A 15546-nucleotide genomic window follows, 5' to 3' on the forward strand; every position below is an offset into this window, starting at 1 on the left:
CCGGCCCCGCTGTGGCACCTTCTCGCTGTCTCGTTCGCCTGCGGCTCGCGAGCAGCGACGCGAACTCAGCGCTCGCGCTTCTCCTTGATCTTCGCAGCCTTGCCGCGCAGCTCGCGCAGGTAGTACAGCTTGGCGCGACGCACGTCACCCTTGGTGACGAGCTCGATCTTCTCGACGATCGGGGTGTGCACCGGGAAGGTGCGCTCGACGCCGACGGAGAAGGAGACCTTGCGGACCGTGAAGGTCTCGCGGACACCGGCGCCCTGGCGACGGATGACTACGCCCTTGAACTGCTGCACACGGGAGCGGTTGCCCTCGATGACGCGGACGTGGACGTTGACGGTGTCACCCGGGCGGAACGCCGGGATGTCGCTGCGCAGCGACGCGTTGTCGACGGAGTCGAGCAGGTGAGACATTTCGTCTGCTTTCTTCGCTGATGCCACAGGTCATCCGCGGAAGTAGTTTTTCCAAAAGATGTGCCGCCCGTCATCGGGGCGGGCGTCGTGTCCCCCTGTGGCAGGGGCGCGCGCCGGACGACGTACAACAGCGACCTAGTCTCCCACGACCTCTGGCCTGCGCCAAAATCGACCGTGAGCAGCGCCTTCGGGGTCCGGTGCCCAGCCCAGGATGGAGAGCATTTCGCGGTCCTTCTTGTCGAAGGCCGAGGGTTCGCAGCGCTCGATGAGGTCGGGGCGGTTGGCCGCCGTACGGCGCAGGGCCTCGTCGCGACGCCAGCGGGCGATCTTTCCGTGGTGGCCGCTGAGCAGCACCTCGGGGATCTCGCGGTCGCGCCAGGCCGGGGGCTTGGTGTAGACGGGCCCCTCCAGGAGGTTGGCCATGGCTCCGGGGGCGAAGGAGTCGTCCCGGTGCGACTCGGCGTTGCCGAGCACGCCGGGCAGCAGCCGGGCCACGGCCTCCGTGATGACGAGGACGGCCGCCTCTCCGCCGGCAAGGACGTAGTCGCCGATGGACACCTCGTAGACGGGCATCCGGGTCGCGTACTCGTCGATGACGCGGCGGTCGATGCCTTCGTAGCGGGCGGGTGTGAAGACCAGCCAGGGCCGCTCGGAGAGCTCGACGGCGAGTTCCTGGGTGAAAGGGCGCCCGCTTGGGGTGGGCACGACGAGGACCGGTCCCTGGGAGCCCGTCTCGTAGCCGTCCGCCAGGACGGAGTCCAGTGCGTCGCCCCACGGGTCGGTCTTCATGACCATGCCGGGGCCGCCACCGTAGGGGGTGTCGTCGACCGTGTTGTGCCGGTCGTACGTCCACTCCCGCAGATCATGCACGTGCACATTCAGCTGTCCACGCGCGCGTGCCTTGCCGACGAGCGAGACGTTCAGGGGTTCGAGGTACTCGGGGAAGATCGTGACGACGTCGAGCCGCATTACGCCTCTTCCTGCGGGGAGGCGATCTCGGCCTGGTCGTCGATCAGGCCGGGCGGCGGGTCGATGACCGCGCGCTGCTCCGCCAGGTCGATCTCGGTGACGATCTCCTCGACGAACGGGATCAGCACTTCGGTGCCGTCGGCGCGCTCCACGACGAACAGGTCCTGCGAGGGCAGGTGCGAGATCTCGGTGATCCGCCCGACCTCGGCGCCGTCGACGGTGACGACGTCCAGGTCCATGAGCTGGTGGTCGTAGTACTCCTCCGGGTCCTCGGGCTTCGCGTCCGGGTCGACCTCGGCGATGAGCAGGGTGTTGCGCAGGGCCTCGGCGGCGGTCCGGTCGCGCACGCCCTCGAAGCGCAGCAGGAGGCGGCCGCTGTGCACCCGGCCGGTCTCGATGGTCAGCGGTCCGGCGGAGGCCGGGTCGGTGGCCAGGACGGCGCCGGGCCCGAGCCGCAGCTCCGGCTCGTCGGTACGGACCTCGACGGTGACCTCGCCCTTGATGCCGTGGGCGCGGCCCACTCGCGCGACTACGAGCTGCACTTTCCTGAATCTCCTGTCGTGTGCCTACCGCATTACTGCGTAGACGACTACGGGCCGGGGACGGCCCGATGGCCCTCCCCGGCCCGAGCCGGTGCTGCTGCTACGTCAGCGGACGTGGTCCACGTCGACGAGGTCGACGCGGACACCGCGACCGCCGATTGCGCCCACGACGGTACGCAGAGCGCGCGCGGTGCGGCCGTTGCGGCCGATCACCTTACCGAGGTCATCGGGGTGCACCCGAACCTCGAGGACGCGTCCACGGCGCAGGTCACGCGAGGCGACCTGCACGTCGTCGGGGTTGTCGACGATGCCCTTCACGAGGTGCTCGAGAGCCTCCTCGAGCATGCTCAGGCCTCGGTCGACGCGGACTCGGCGGGGGCCTCGTCCTTCTTCTCAGCCTTCTTCTTCTGGGTGATGGCCTCACCCTTGCCCTCGTCGTCGCCGCCCAGGGCGTCGAAGAGGGGGCGCGCGGCCTTCGGCTCGGCCACGAGCAGCGGAGCCGGGGCGGGCAGGCCCTTGAACTTCTGCCAGTCGCCGGTCAGCTTGAGGATGGCGAGAACCGGCTCGGTCGGCTGCGCGCCGACACCCAGCCAGTACTGCGCACGCTCGGTGTCGACCTCGATGCGCGAGGGGTTCTGCACCGGGTGGTACAGGCCGATCTCCTCGATGGCCCGGCCATCACGGCGGGTACGGGAGTCGGCGACGACGATGCGGTAGTGAGGCGAACGGATCTTGCCCAGACGCTTCAGCTTGATCTTGACTGCCACGGAAGTGGTGTCTCCTGGTCTTGACGTGGTTGGGCACGGCAGATTGCCGCGTGGGGTTGCGGTACCCGAGTGCCCGATGGACGCGTCAGCCGGAGGAGAGAGGGGTCCTGTGCGGCTGTCGAGTACAGCTAGCCATTGTGCCACATCCTGGCGGGGCGGCTTGCCCGGGGCAGCCTGCAGCGACGCACGGCCGGAAAGCGTCCGGCGCCGGGCCCGGCCGACGCCGACCGCGTGAAGCGGCATCCACGAGATGCCGTTGCCGAACGCGGCCGGACGACTGCCCGGTACGGCGCCTGAGGTGTGCCGCTCAACCGGCCGCCGCGCCGACCACCTCGGGGATCCTGAAGGGCTTCCCGCACCCCCCGCACATGATGGGGGCCTGAGCCAGGACGGACGGGACGACCCGTACGTTGCGGCCGCAGTCGCAGACCGCCTTGACGCGGACGCCCCCTCCGGAGGAGCCGTGCCGCGCGGCCGGGCCGCGGAAACTGCGGGCGGTGTCCGCGGCCGTCGCGGCGGAGTGCGCCTTGAGGGCGCGCTGCAGCCGCTCGATCGTCGGACGGTAGAGCCGCTTCGCCTCGGGGTTGAGCGTGACCAGCGAGAAGCCGCTGCTGGGATGCGGCTCCTCGGGGTGGTCCAGGCCCAACTCCTCGGCGATCGCGAGGAATCTGCGGTTGTGGTACCGGCCGGCGCGCGAGGTGTCGCGGACTCCGCGGGCGGCGGCGATGCCGTGGACTGCCTCATGAAGCAGTCGTTCGAAGGAGAGTTCGTGCCCGCAGGCGGACGACGACTCTCCGATCAGGGACTCTGGCGCGGCAAGATCGGGCAGCTCGGGGTGGTGCCGCTGAATGTCGGCCCACGCCCCTGCCAGCTCTGCGGCGAGAACAGGTGGTGTCGTGCTCACGTAATGACAACGAGCCGGAGTGCCCCTGTGTTCCGATTCCGGGCCATCCCAAATAATTTGCACGTACCCGTCAGTTGCCGCTGATGCGTCCTGACGAGGGCGGGTGCGCTGATCTGCGGATAAGCCTCACAGTTCACACCTAGCCGGTACGTAGTAACCCGTACGCCCCGGCGCGTAGACGATGTCCGCGCGCCGGGGCACCTGTGGTCATCAGATGCACAAGAGGCGTTTCGGCCGGTCTCGCAACGGAGGGCGCCACCTCAGTAAGCGCGCGCCACGATCGCGACGTTACCCGGTGCGTCGTCACTGTCGGGCACCGACCCGTCCTCGGCGACCAGACACCGTACGGTCACCGCGTGCGCGGCGAGTGCGGCCTCGCCCTCTTCTCCGAGGTCGGCCCACGGAATGCGCGCCCAGCCGCCGGCGGCGGCGACCTCGACGGCCTCGCCGAGGCCGGCCACGTCCGACGTACGGGACTCGCGGCGCTCGCGCGACTGCCTCAGCAGCAGCGCCTGGTCCTCTTCGAGGAGCGTGGGGAGCAGCCCCGCCAGAGCGTCGATCGCCACCGGCTCCTTGCCGCCGGGGATGCGGCGGGCGAGCATCGCGGTGCCGTTCTCCAGATCACGGGGTCCGACCTCGATGCGTACGGGTACGCCCTTGAGTTCCCAGTCGACGACGCGGCGTCCGAAGGGGGTGTCGGTGCGGTCGTCCACCCTGACGCGGACGCCCGCCGCCCTGAGCCGGTCGCCGATTTCGTGGACCTTGGCCAGAACCGCGTCGTCGCCCTTGATCGCGAGGACGACGGCCTGCACCTGGGCGAGGCGAGGCGGCACGCGCAGGCCGTTGTCGTCGCCGTGCATCATCACCAGGGCGCCGATCATGCGGGTCGTCGAGCCCCAGGAGGTCTGCCAGACCAGTTCCTGCTTGCCTTCCTTCGACAGGTACCGGGTCTGGAAGGCCTTGGCGAAGTTCTGGCCCAGCTCATGACTGGTGGCCATCTGGAGGGCCTTGCCGTCGCCCATCATTCCCTCGAGCGTGAGGGTGTTGATGGCGCCCGCGAAGCGTTCCTTGACGGTCTTGCGGCCGGGGACGACGTCCATGGCGAGGACGTTCACCATGAAGTCCTCGTAGACCTTCCGGTGGATGAGCGCGGCGAAGTCGCGTGCCTCCTCGTACGTGGCGTGCGCCGTGTGCCCCTCCTGCCACAGGAACTCGCTCGTCCGCAGGAAGAGCCGGGGCCGCAGTTCCCAACGGACCACGTTCGCCCACTGGTTGATCAGCAGCGGCAGGTCGCGGTAGCTCTGCACCCACTTCGAGAAGTACTCGTTGATGATCATCTCGGAGGTCGGGCGGACGACCGCGGGCTCCTCCAGCTCCTTGCCGCCGCCATGCGTGACGACCGCAAGCTCGGGCGCGAACCCCTCGACGTGATCGGCCTCCCTGGCCAGGTACGACTGCGGGATCAGGACCGGGAAGTAGGCGTTCTGGGTGCCCGTCTCCTTGATCCGGGCGTCCATCTCCTGCTGCATCCGCTCCCACAGGCCGTACCCGTACGGCCGGATGACCATGGAGCCGCGCACCGGGCCGTTGTCGGCCAGCTCGGCCTTGTTGACCAGGTCCTGGTACCAGCGCGGGAAATCGTCCGCCCTGGGCGTGAGAACGGGTGCCTTCGCCATGGCGCGCATGCTACGGGGACCGGCCCCGGGAAGGGCAATCGGTTATCCCCCGAAGGGGCGTTGAAAGATCCCCCGGAGAGGCCCGGCAAGATCCCCCGGCGGGGCGCCGGAAGGGCGCGCTCAAGCGGCGCACAAGGAGAGGCTCACAACCCCTGGACGCCACGACGAGCGCGGAGTTTCCTGGCATACGGGGGGAGTGCGAGCGCACTGCACGGGGGCGGACCAACGGGGCACACAAGCAACTCTCGGCAGATTGGGGCGCTTTCGATGACACCTACGCTCGTGCGGCCGCACCGCCCTCACGCGGAAACAGCACCCCGCGTGAATCAGTGTGCACGCGCGCGTGACTGGGCCGAGATCCAGGAGCGGATGCTGGTACCGCTCTACGAGGCCGTCTACGAGCGGCTCGAAGTGGGTGCCGGAACGCGACTGCTGGGCCTCGGCTGCGGTTCGGGGCTCGCCCTCCTGATGGCGGCGTCCCGGGGCGCCGCGGTCACCGGTGCCGACCGCGCGGCGCCCGAGCGGCTGGCCCTCGCGCGGGAGCGGCTGCTGCCGGGGGCGTGGGGCACGCGCACGCGCGGCGACACCCGGATCATCGACGGCTCCCCCGTGGACGCGGCCGACGCGGAGACGCCCGCGTACAACCTGGTGACCGCCTTCGAACCGATCGGCTGTCTGGCGGGGGACTCCGAAGGGCTCGGCGGGCTGTTGGAGTGGGTCACGCCGCTCACCGGGCGCGGCACGCCCGTGGTCCTCGCCGGATGGGGGCCGCCGGAGCGGTGCGCCACCTCCGCCGTGCTCCGGGTGGCCACCAAGCTGGCGGATCCGCTGCGCAGCACGGGGAGTTGGCGGCCCGCCCTGCGCGACGATCTGGAGGAGGTCGCCCAGCGGGCCGGCCTCAGGCCGGACGGCTCGGGGCGGGTGGCCTGCCCCTTCGGGTACGCCGACATGGACAGCGCGGTGCGAGGGCTGCTGTCGACGGGCCTGTTCGACGCGGCGGTCACGGCGACGGACCAGGCGCAGGTCGACAAGGAGCTGACGGAGGCGTTGCATCCGCATCAGCGGCGGGACGGGACGGTGTGGATGCCGAACGTGTTCCGGTACCTGATCGCCCGGACTCCCTGACCGACGACGCCCCGGCAGTCACGTGGTCCTTGAACTCCTCGGAAGGTCCGGGGAGTTCGAGGCACACGGAAATTTACCTGATGCATGTGTGAAGGGTGTGAAGGAAGCGGACGAGGGCGCCTCTCGTTTCGCCAAGTGGCACACCTCCCCCATAGCCTTTCGGACCGCTCGGGGAACAACACATCTGCATACAGGAGCTGTTTTGCTGCACCACAAGACCGCGCTGCGCCTCGCCGCGCCCGTCGCCGTCCTCGCCCTCTCGCTCACCGCCTGCGGCGGCGGGGACGACAAGGCCGACGCGAAGAGCACGGCCACTCCGGCGGCCAAGGCCTCGAAGTCCGAGGCCGCGTCCGGAGGCGAGATGGCGACCGGCGAGAGCGCCACGGGGAAGGTCAAGGAGGAGGAGGGCGTGGTCACGTACGACGTCCTCGCCACGAAGGTCGACATCGGCACCGAGGCCGAGGCGGCGAAGCTCGTCCAGGACAAGAAGGACGCCAAGGGCAAGGTGCTCGCCATCGCCCACGTCAAGTTCACGCACAAGAGCGGGCCCGCCATCACGAGCTCGTCCGACGCGAACGACGGCTCCACCGTCTGGGCCGACGGACAGCGCGGCGCGATCCTCATCGGCTCCTCCACCGAAGGTGTCCCGGGCTGCGAGGACGCCTACGACGTCGAGAGCTGGAAGCAGGGCGAGAGCCACACCTTCTGCGAGGCCTACCTGATCCCCGCGAGCACGAAGAACGCGGAGATCCACTGGTCCGAGGAGGACGGCGAGCCGTACATCTGGAAGTTCGCCAACAAGTAGACGTCGTAGAAGTAGACGTCGTACGGGCCCTGGGCCCTGGGCCGCACGGTCCGGGGCCCGACGCGTAGCCCCCGTCCGCCCGTCCGCCCGTCTGCCCGTCCCCCCGTCCGCCCGTCTGCCGCCCGCCCGGCTATCCGTCCTTCTTCGTCAGCCGCGTGATCCCCGCGATGCGGTACGCGTCCGCCTCCTCCAGGGTCTCGTTCGCCAGGAGCGCTTCGGCGAGCGCGTCCAGTTGGTCGCGGTGCTCGCGGAGTTGGTTGCAGGCCTGGTCGTAGCACTCGTCCACGATGCGGCGCATCTCGTGGTCGATGACGTCCAGGGTCTGGGGCGCGGCCGAGAGTCCGTAGGCCTGCTGGGCGTCGTTCGGGAGGGCCGAGAGGCGGCCCACGCGCTCGCTCATGCCCCAGCGGGCGACCATGCCGCGCGCGATGTTCGTGACCTGCTCCAGGTCGTTCTCGGCGCCGGTCGTGATGACTCCGTAGACGACCTGTTCCGCCGCCATGCCGCCGAGCGCGCCGATGATCCGGCCGCGCAGGTACTCCTCGGTGTAGGCGTACCTGTCCGAGTCCGGCGTCGACAGCGTGACGCCGAGTGCCCGGCCGCGCGGCACGATGGTGATCTTGCGAACGGGGTCGGCGCCTGGTTGCAGCATGCCCAGCAGGGCGTGGCCGCTCTCGTGGTAGGCCGTGCGGCGCCGTTCCTCGGCGGGCATGACGAGCGGGCGTTCGGCTCCCAGCTGCACCTTCTCCAGCGCTTCGGAGAGGTCCGTCTGCGTCACCTGCTCCTGCTGGCGCTTGACCGCGAGCAGGGCCGCCTCATTGGCGAGGTTGGCCAGCTCCGCGCCGGTCATGCCGGGGGTCGTACGGGCCACCTGGGCGAGATCGACGTCCCGGGCGAGCGGGATCTGCCGGGTGTGGATCTCCAGGATCGCCTCGCGGCCGCCGCGGTCGGGCGGCGAGACGACGACGACCCGGTCGAAGCGGCCGGGGCGGGTCAGCGCCGGGTCCAGCACGTCGGCGCGGTTCGTCGCCGCGATGACGATCACGCCCTCCGAGCCCGAGAAGCCGTCCATCTCGGTGAGGATCTGGTTCAGGGTCTGCTCGCGCTCGTCATGGCCGCCCATGCCGGCGCCGCCGCCGCGGGCCCGCCCGATGGTGTCGATCTCGTCGATGAAGATGATCGACGGCGCCACCTTGCGGGCCTCCGCGAACAGTTCGCGAACGCGCGAGGCGCCCACGCCCACGATCATCTCGATGAACTCGGAGGCCGAGGCCGAGAAGAACGGCACCCCCGCCTCCCCCGCGACCGCCCGCGCCAGCAGCGTCTTGCCGGTGCCGGGCGGGCCGGCGAGCAGCACACCGCGGGGCATCTTGGCGCCCATCTTCCGGTACGCGTCCGGGTTCTTGAGGAAGTCCACGACGTCGTTGAGTTCGCCCTCGACCTCGTCGATCCCGGCCACGTCCTCGAACGTGGTGCGCTCGGATCCGGGCTCCAGCTCGACCGGCTTGGGAGGCGCCTTGCGGCCGAGCATGCCGCCCGCGCCGCCGCCCAGGCCCGCGCGCATCCGGCGTGCGATGAAGATCCACAGCACGACCAGGAGCAGCATCGGGGCCAGCGAGATGAGCAGGTTGGCGAGGAAGCTGCGGTGCTGGACGACCGGTTCCGCGGTGACCGTGACGTTGTGCTTGGTCAGGTCCTCCCAGAGCTGGTCGTCGGCGAAGGCCGGGCGCTGGGTCTTGAACTTGGTGTACTTCCCGTCGCCCTCGGGATTGTCCTTGGCGTCCTTGAGCTGCCCCTGGATCGCGTCGCCCTTGGAGTAGATCTTGGTGACGTTGCCGGCGTCGACCTGCTTGCTGAACTCCGTGTACGAGATCGTCGGCTCGTCGCCCTCGTTGAAGAAGGACAGCACGAGGTTGGCGATGAGGAAGACGACCAGGGCGGTCAGGGCCAGGTTCCACCAGCCGCTCCGCCTGCCCCGCTTGCCGGGTGGCGGCTTCGGCGGCTCCTCGGGGGTGCCCTCGCTACGCCACGGCTTCTCGGGGGTCTTGCGCGGCGGCACAGGGTTGCTCATATGCGGACGTTACGACACGGAGCAGGCACCGGCACCCGCAGAATGCGCCGGGGGCGCCCCTCCGAAGAGGAGCGCCCCCGAGGACGTATGCGATGAGCCGTCAGCCCATGAGTTTCCTGCGGTCGTCAGCCCATGAACTTCTTGAACTCGTCCGGCAGCTCGAAGTTCTGCCCCTGCTGGGGCAGCCCGAACGCGTCGCCGCCCGGCTGGGCCCCGGCCTCGCGGCGCTGGGCCTCCTCCAGTTCCTGCTGCTTGCGCTTCATCGGGTTGCCGGAGCGCTGCTTGCCCTTGGCCTGCTTCTGCTTCTTCTTGGCCCGGCCGGGGCCGCCGCCCATGCCCGGCATCCCGGGCATCCCCGGCATGCCGCCGCCCTGGGCCATGCGGGACATCATCTTGCGGGCCTCGAAGAACCGCTCGACCAGGTTCTTGACGGCGCTGACCTCGACACCGGAGCCCTTGGCGATACGGGCACGGCGCGAGCCGTTGATGATCGTCGCGTCATGGCGCTCGGCCGGGGTCATCGACTTGATGATGGCGGCCGTGCGGTCGACGTCACGCTCGTCGAGGTTGTTGATCTGGTCCTTGATCTGGCCCATGCCGGGAAGCATGCCGAGCAGCTTGGAGATGCTGCCCATCTTCCTGACCTGCTCCATCTGGGCCAGGAAGTCGTCCAGGGTGAAGTCCTGGCCCTTCTTGGACGCCAGCTTGGAGGCCATCTGCTCGGCCTCTTCCTGACTGAACGTCTTCTCCGCCTGCTCGATCAGGGTGAGCAGGTCACCCATGTCGAGAATGCGGGAGGCCATCCGGTCAGGGTGGAACGCGTCGAAGTCGTCGAGCTTCTCGCCGTTCGACGCGAACATGATCGGCTTGCCGGTGATCTGGCGGATCGACAGGGCGGCGCCACCACGGGCGTCTCCGTCGAGCTTGGAGAGCACCACGCCGTCGAAGCCGACGCCGTCGCGGAAGGCCTCGGCCGTGTTGACGGCGTCCTGACCGATCATCGCGTCGACGACGAAGAGGATCTCGTCCGGCGAGACCGCGTCACGGATGTCGGCGGCCTGCTGCATCATGTCCTGATCGATGCCGAGGCGGCCCGCGGTGTCCACGATCACGATGTCGTGGACCTTCGTCTTCGCGAACTCGATGGAGTCCTTGGCGACCTTGACCGGGTCACCGACGCCGTTGCCCGGCTCGGGCGCGTAGACCGCGACACCGGCGCGCTCGGCGACGACGCTGAGCTGGTTCACCGCGTTCGGGCGCTGGAGGTCGGCGGCGACGAGCAGCGGCGAGTGGCCCTGGTCCTTGAGGTGCTTGCCGAGCTTGCCCGCGAGGGTCGTCTTACCGGCACCCTGGAGACCCGCGAGCATGATCACGGTCGGGGGGTTCTTGGCGAACCGCAGGCGGCGGGTCTCGCCGCCGAGGATCGTGACGAGTTCCTCGTTCACGATCTTCAGAACCTGCTGGGCCGGGTTCAGCGCCTTGGAGACATCGCTTCCGAGCGCGCGCTCCTTGACGTTCTTGATGAAGGTCCGCACGACCGGGAGGGCCACATCGGCCTCGAGGAGCGCGATACGGATCTCGCGTGCGGTGGCGTCGATGTCGGCTTCGGACAGTCGGCCCTTGCCCCGCAGGTTCTTGAACGTCGCTGAGAGGCGATCGGAGAGAGTATCGAACACGGCGCTCGTCGGTCCTCAGGGGTCGGGGGCGATGGGAATCGCCCTCCAGGGTATCTGGCCGCGTGCGGTGGGGTCTCCACCGCGGTTGTACGAGACCGGGGCGGGCCCCCGATCCCGTACGGAACCGGGCGCTCCGGCCCCGTATCCGCAGGAAACGGGAGGCCCGGCCTCGTACGGAACCGGACGCGCTCTAGCCCCGCAGCGTCTCCTCCAGCGCACGTGCCACGGAGGCCGCCTCCTCGCCCGGCAGGGGGGCGCCCTTCGGGCCGGTGACGTAGAAGGCGTCCACGGCGTTGGCGCCGAGTGTGGAGACGTGCATGCTGCGCACCTGGACGCGCGCCTGGTCCAGGGCGCGGCCGATGCGGTGCAGCAGTCCGGGGGCGTCGTGCGCGCGGACCTCGATGACGGTGGCGTGGCGGGAGGCCGCCGGGGCGACCGTCACCCGGGCCGGGGGTGCCACCACGCCCCGGCGCCGGGGGTAGGCGGCGTCGCGCTCGGCGAGACGCGCTGCGATGTCCAGGGAGCCGTCGAGGGCGCGGACGAGGTCGGCGCGCAGCCGGGCGGCCTGCGGGAGCGAACCGTACTCGGCGGCCACCCGCCAGTTCAGGAGCAGCACGGAGCCCTGGACGCTGTCGGGGAGGTCCAGGGCGCGCAGCTCCGCCGTGCGTACGGTCAGGCGGTGCATGGCGAGAACGCCGGCGACCGCCGGGAGCACGCCGGGCTGGTCGGGCACGGCGATGACGAGTTCCACGCCGAGGGGTTCCGGGTCTGCCGGGGTCCCGGTCTCCTCGGCCGGCGGTTCCGTCTGCGCGCGCAGGGACAGGACGGGCCCTCGGGTGCGGAACGCCTCGATCGCGAGCCGTTCCTGCTCGGCCGTGGGCGCGGCGGCCTCCGGCTCCTCAGGGGCGTCCCCGGCGAGCACGGCGGCGACCCGCTTGACGAGGTCGGCGACCAGGGAGCCGCGCCACGAGGACCAGGCGGCCGGTCCGGTGGCCAGCGCGTCCGACTCGGTGAGGGCGTGCAGCAGTTCCAGGGTGCCCTGGGAGCCGACGGCCTCGGCGACCGAGCGCACGGTCGCCGGGTCCTCCAGGTCGCGCCGGGTCGCCGTCTCGACGAGGAGCAGGTGGTGGCGTACGAGGGTGGCGAGGACGGCGACGTCCGCGCGGTCGAAGCCGATGCGCACGGCGACGTCCTTGGCGATGATCTCGCCGGCGACGGAGTGGTCGCCGGGCCAGCCCTTGCCGATGTCGTGCAGCAGGGAGGCGACGAGGAGCAGGTCGGGCCGGCCCACCCGGCGGGTCATCTCGGAGGCGCGCACCGCCGTCTCGATGAGGTGCCGGTCGACGGTCCAGATGTGCACGGCATTGCGCTGCGGGCGGCAGCGGACCCGCTCCCAGTCGGGCAGCAGGCGCGTGATCAGGCCCTCCGCCTCCAGCGCCTCCCAGACCTCGATGGTCGGGCTGCCCGAGCCGAGCAGCGTGACGAGCTGTTCGCGCGCCTCGGCGGGCCAGGGCGTGGGCAGGGGGCGCGCGGCGGCTGCCATGCGCCGTACGGCGTGCAGGGAGAGCGGAAGTCCGGACTGCGCGGCGGCGGCCGCCGCGCGCAACGGGAGCACAGGGTCGCGTTCGGGGCGCGCGGCGCGTGCGAGCACCACCTCGCCGTCCTGCTCGACCACACCCTCCGCGAGCGGCGACCGTTCGGCGACGGGCTTGCCGCCGCCCAGCATGGCGCGCAGGCGCGGACGCACGGCGCGCGACCGCAGCACGCGCCCCACCTCGCGCCACGTCACATCGCTGGCATACGAGACGACACGCGCCGCTTCGTAGACCTGGCGCAGCAGCGTGTCGGCGTCGAGGAGGCCCAGTTCCGCGGCGACCTGGTCCTGCTCCTGGAGCGCCAGCCGGTCGGTGGCGCGGCCGGTGGCCAGGTGGAGCGCGTCGCGGACGTCGAGGAGCCGGCGCCGGGCGTCGGAGAGGCCCTCGCGGGGCGCGTCGGCGAGCCAGGATGCGGCGACGGCGCGTAGGGCGGTCGCGTCGCGCAGGCCGCCGCGCGCCTCCTTCAGGTCGGGTTCCAGCAGGTACTGCAACTCGCCCTGCCGTTCGGCCCGCTCGGCGCAGAGTTCCTGAAGCTCGGGGAGGCGCTTCGGTGCCTGGTTGCGCCAGTCGGCGAGGACGGCCGTGCGCAGTCCGGCGGTGAGCCCGAGGTCGCCCGCGAGGTGGCGGGCGTCCAGCAGGCCGAGTTGGACTTTCAAATCCTCCCCCGCGGTCTTGCGTGCCTCGGCAGGCGTGCGGACGGAGTGGTCGAGGGCCAGGCCGAGGTCCCAGACGGGGTACCAGATGCGGTCGGCGAGGGCGGCGACCGCGCCGGAATCGCTGCCGTCGTGCAGGAGCAGCAGGTCGAGGTCGCTGCGTGGGGAGAGCTCGCCGCGTCCGTATCCGCCGACGGCGACCAGCGAGACGCCGCGCAGCCCTTCGGTGCCGGCGGAGAACAGGCCGGTGAGCCAGTCGTCCGTGAGCTCGGCGAGGGCAGCACGGCGCGGCGGCCCGGACCGCGCCCCCTCTTGGAGGAGGCGCAGCCGGGCCGCCGCATAGCCGCTGGGTCCCGAGTCATCTGCTTCCGTACGCATGTCCGTACTCGTCACCCAGTGGCTCCTGTTCGCTTCTTCTGTTTAGAGCGCGTCCGGTCCGCGCTCGCCGGTCCGGACCCGTACGGCCGTCTCGACCGGGAGGGACCAGACCTTGCCGTCACCGATCTTGCCGGTGCGGGCTGCCTTCACGATGACGTCGATGAGCTGTTCGGCGTCGTCGTCCTCGGCCAGTACCTCGATACGGATCTTGGGAACCAGGTCGACCGTGTACTCGGCGCCCCGGTAGACCTCGGTGTGGCCCCTCTGCCGACCGTAGCCGCTCGCTTCGGTGACGGTCAGACCGTGCACTCCGAAGGCCTGGAGGGCTTCCTTGATCTCGTCGAGCCGGTGCGGCTTCACGACGGCGGTGATGAGCTTCATGCGTCCACCTTCTTGCTGTCAGCGCCGACTCCGGCCGGGACTGCGCTGCGGGCGGCACCGCCGCCGGCACCGCTGAAGTCGTATGCGGTCTCGGCGTGCTCAGCCTGGTCGATGCCCGCGATCTCCTCGTCCTCGGTGACCCGCATGCCGATCGTCCTGTCGATCAGGAAGGCGAGGATCGCGGAGGCGATGAGGGAGTAGGCGAGGACCGCGCCGACACCGGCGCACTGCTTCCACAGCTGGTCGAAGGAGTGGTCGCCGTAGAAGACGCCCGTCGCGGCGGACTGGCCCTTGCCGCTGGCGAAGAAGCCGATCAGCAGGGATCCGATGACACCGCCGACGAGGTGGACACCGACGACGTCGAGCGAGTCGTCGTAGCCGAACTTGTACTTGAGGCCGACCGCCATGGCGCACAGCACACCGGCGATGACGCCGACGGCGATCGCGCCGAGCGGGGAGACCGCACCACCGGACGGGGTGATGGCGACCAGACCGGCGACCGCGCCGGAGGCGGCGCCCAGCGTGGTGAACGCGCCGTGGCGGATCTTCTCGTAGGCGAGCCAGGCGAGCATGGCAGCGGCGGTGGCGATCTGCGTGTTGACGAACATCAGCGCGCCGACACCGTCGTCGTTGCCCAGCCACGAACCGGCGTTGAATCCGAACCAGCCGAACCACAGCAGACCCGCGCCGAGCATGACCAGCGGCAGGCTGTGCGGACGCATCGGGTCCTTCTTGAAGCCGACGCGCTTACCGATGACGAGGATCACGCCGAGCGCCGCGGCACCCGCGTTGATGTGCACCGCCGTACCACCGGCGAAGTCGATCACGCCCAGGTCGAAGGCCCAGCCGCCGGTGCCCCAGACCCAGTGGGCGACCGGGAAGTAGACGACCGTCGCCCACAGCGCGACGAACAGCGCCCACGCCGTGAACTTCACACGGTCCGCGAGAGCACCGCTGATCAGGGCGGGCGTGATGATCGCGAACATCATCTGGAAGACCATGAAGACGAAGATCGGGATGGTGTAGCCGTCCCACAGATCCGTCAGGCCGATGTTGCTGAGGCCGACCCAGTCCGAGTTCCAGCCGATGAGGCTGCCGTGGTCGGTACCGAAGGCGAGCGAGAAGCCGTACAGCACCCACAGGATGGTGACGATCCCTATGCTGATGAAGCTCATCATCAGCATGTTGAGGGTGCTCTTGACGCGGACCATGCCTCCGTAGAAGAAGGCCAGTCCTGGCGTCATGATCAGCACCAGGGCAGAACAGATGAGCATGAACCCTGTGTTGGCGGCAGAGAGCTTGGGCGCCTCTGCGGCAAGGGTGATGGCTGGTGCCATCGGCGTCTCCTCGTCATTGGTACGGCCCCGTGCGGGCGAAGCCTGTAAGCGGGTCATGAGGGGTGGGCCGGTTATGCGCCATGAGATTGGCGCAGCGCGGTTTCGGTCGACGCCCCTCGATGTTTCGCCGCAGTGACGAAGGCGTCTTACGTGTTACGCGTTAATGAACTGCCTGATGTTCGGCCGCGCGATCGTTATCGTGGCGCAACCTTCTTCGAAGGCGGAAAATCCGGCCGCGGTCGGCCATCCGA

14 protein-coding genes are annotated in these 15546 nt (G+C 70.0%); 2 read left to right on the forward strand and 12 right to left on the reverse strand.

All coding sequences use genetic code 11. From position 1 onward, the window contains the following. Positions 1-65: 65 nt before the first annotated feature. From rplS to proS, 7 genes are all read right to left on the reverse strand, one after another. Positions 66-416, reverse strand: a complete 351-nt coding sequence (rplS, locus tag AB5J56_RS13760; protein ID WP_171143238.1) for a 50S ribosomal protein L19 — start codon at positions 414-416, stop codon at positions 66-68. A gap of 135 nt (positions 417-551) precedes the next feature. Continuing rightward, positions 552-1385: a tRNA (guanosine(37)-N1)-methyltransferase TrmD gene (gene trmD, locus AB5J56_RS13765; protein WP_369232999.1), complete on the reverse strand. Its 834-nt coding sequence runs from the start codon at positions 1383-1385 to the stop codon at positions 552-554. Then, entirely contained in the window at positions 1385-1927 is a 543-nt protein-coding gene (gene rimM / locus AB5J56_RS13770) for a ribosome maturation factor RimM (RefSeq protein WP_369233000.1), read from the reverse strand. The genes trmD and rimM overlap by 1 nt, the downstream gene beginning before the upstream one ends. A gap of 105 nt (positions 1928-2032) precedes the next feature. Next, on the reverse strand, positions 2033-2272 hold the full coding sequence (locus AB5J56_RS13775; RefSeq protein WP_005479813.1) for an RNA-binding protein: 240 nt from the start codon (positions 2270-2272) through the stop codon (positions 2033-2035). Positions 2273-2274: 2 nt separating this feature from the next. Continuing rightward, positions 2275-2694 carry a 30S ribosomal protein S16 gene (gene rpsP, locus AB5J56_RS13780; RefSeq protein ID WP_369233001.1) on the reverse strand — a complete coding sequence of 140 codons (420 nt, stop codon included), beginning with the start codon at positions 2692-2694 and terminating at the stop codon, positions 2275-2277. A 307-nt stretch (positions 2695-3001) separates the two neighbouring features. Continuing rightward, the gene (locus tag AB5J56_RS13785) at positions 3002-3598 is read right to left on the reverse strand and encodes a hypothetical protein (RefSeq protein WP_369233002.1); all 597 of its coding nucleotides are present in this window, start codon (positions 3596-3598) and stop codon (positions 3002-3004) included. 260 nt (positions 3599-3858) lie between these two features. After that, a complete protein-coding gene (proS, locus tag AB5J56_RS13790; protein ID WP_369233003.1) occupies positions 3859-5274 on the reverse strand; it encodes a proline--tRNA ligase in 1416 nt (471 codons plus the stop codon). Between the two features lie 267 nt (positions 5275-5541). Between proS and AB5J56_RS13795 the strand changes: the two genes are divergently transcribed. Next, positions 5542-6399 carry an SAM-dependent methyltransferase gene (locus tag AB5J56_RS13795; protein WP_369233004.1) on the forward strand — a complete coding sequence of 286 codons (858 nt, stop codon included), beginning with the start codon at positions 5542-5544 and terminating at the stop codon, positions 6397-6399. Between the two features lie 202 nt (positions 6400-6601). Further along, positions 6602-7204, forward strand: a complete 603-nt coding sequence (locus AB5J56_RS13800; protein ID WP_369233005.1) for a hypothetical protein — start codon at positions 6602-6604, stop codon at positions 7202-7204. 130 nt (positions 7205-7334) lie between these two features. Here the strand turns inward: AB5J56_RS13800 and ftsH are convergent, their stop codons facing one another. The 5 genes from ftsH to AB5J56_RS13825 form a co-directional block, all read right to left on the reverse strand. Then, positions 7335-9275: an ATP-dependent zinc metalloprotease FtsH gene (ftsH, locus tag AB5J56_RS13805; protein ID WP_369233006.1), complete on the reverse strand. Its 1941-nt coding sequence runs from the start codon at positions 9273-9275 to the stop codon at positions 7335-7337. A 125-nt stretch (positions 9276-9400) separates the two neighbouring features. After that, complete coding sequence (gene ffh, locus AB5J56_RS13810; RefSeq protein WP_369233007.1) at positions 9401-10951, reverse strand: signal recognition particle protein; 1551 nt, start codon at positions 10949-10951, stop codon at positions 9401-9403. Positions 10952-11141: 190 nt separating this feature from the next. Further along, positions 11142-13592, reverse strand: a complete 2451-nt coding sequence (locus AB5J56_RS13815) for a [protein-PII] uridylyltransferase (protein WP_369233008.1) — start codon at positions 13590-13592, stop codon at positions 11142-11144. A gap of 27 nt (positions 13593-13619) precedes the next feature. Next, positions 13620-13958, reverse strand: a complete 339-nt coding sequence (locus tag AB5J56_RS13820; protein ID WP_003997576.1) for a P-II family nitrogen regulator — start codon at positions 13956-13958, stop codon at positions 13620-13622. Then, on the reverse strand, positions 13955-15295 hold the full coding sequence (locus AB5J56_RS13825; RefSeq protein ID WP_369233009.1) for an ammonium transporter: 1341 nt from the start codon (positions 15293-15295) through the stop codon (positions 13955-13957). The genes AB5J56_RS13820 and AB5J56_RS13825 overlap by 4 nt, the downstream gene beginning before the upstream one ends. Positions 15296-15546 lie beyond the last annotated feature (251 nt).

The organism is Streptomyces sp. R21 (genome assembly GCF_041051975.1).
Lineage (GTDB): Bacteria > Actinomycetota > Actinomycetes > Streptomycetales > Streptomycetaceae > Streptomyces.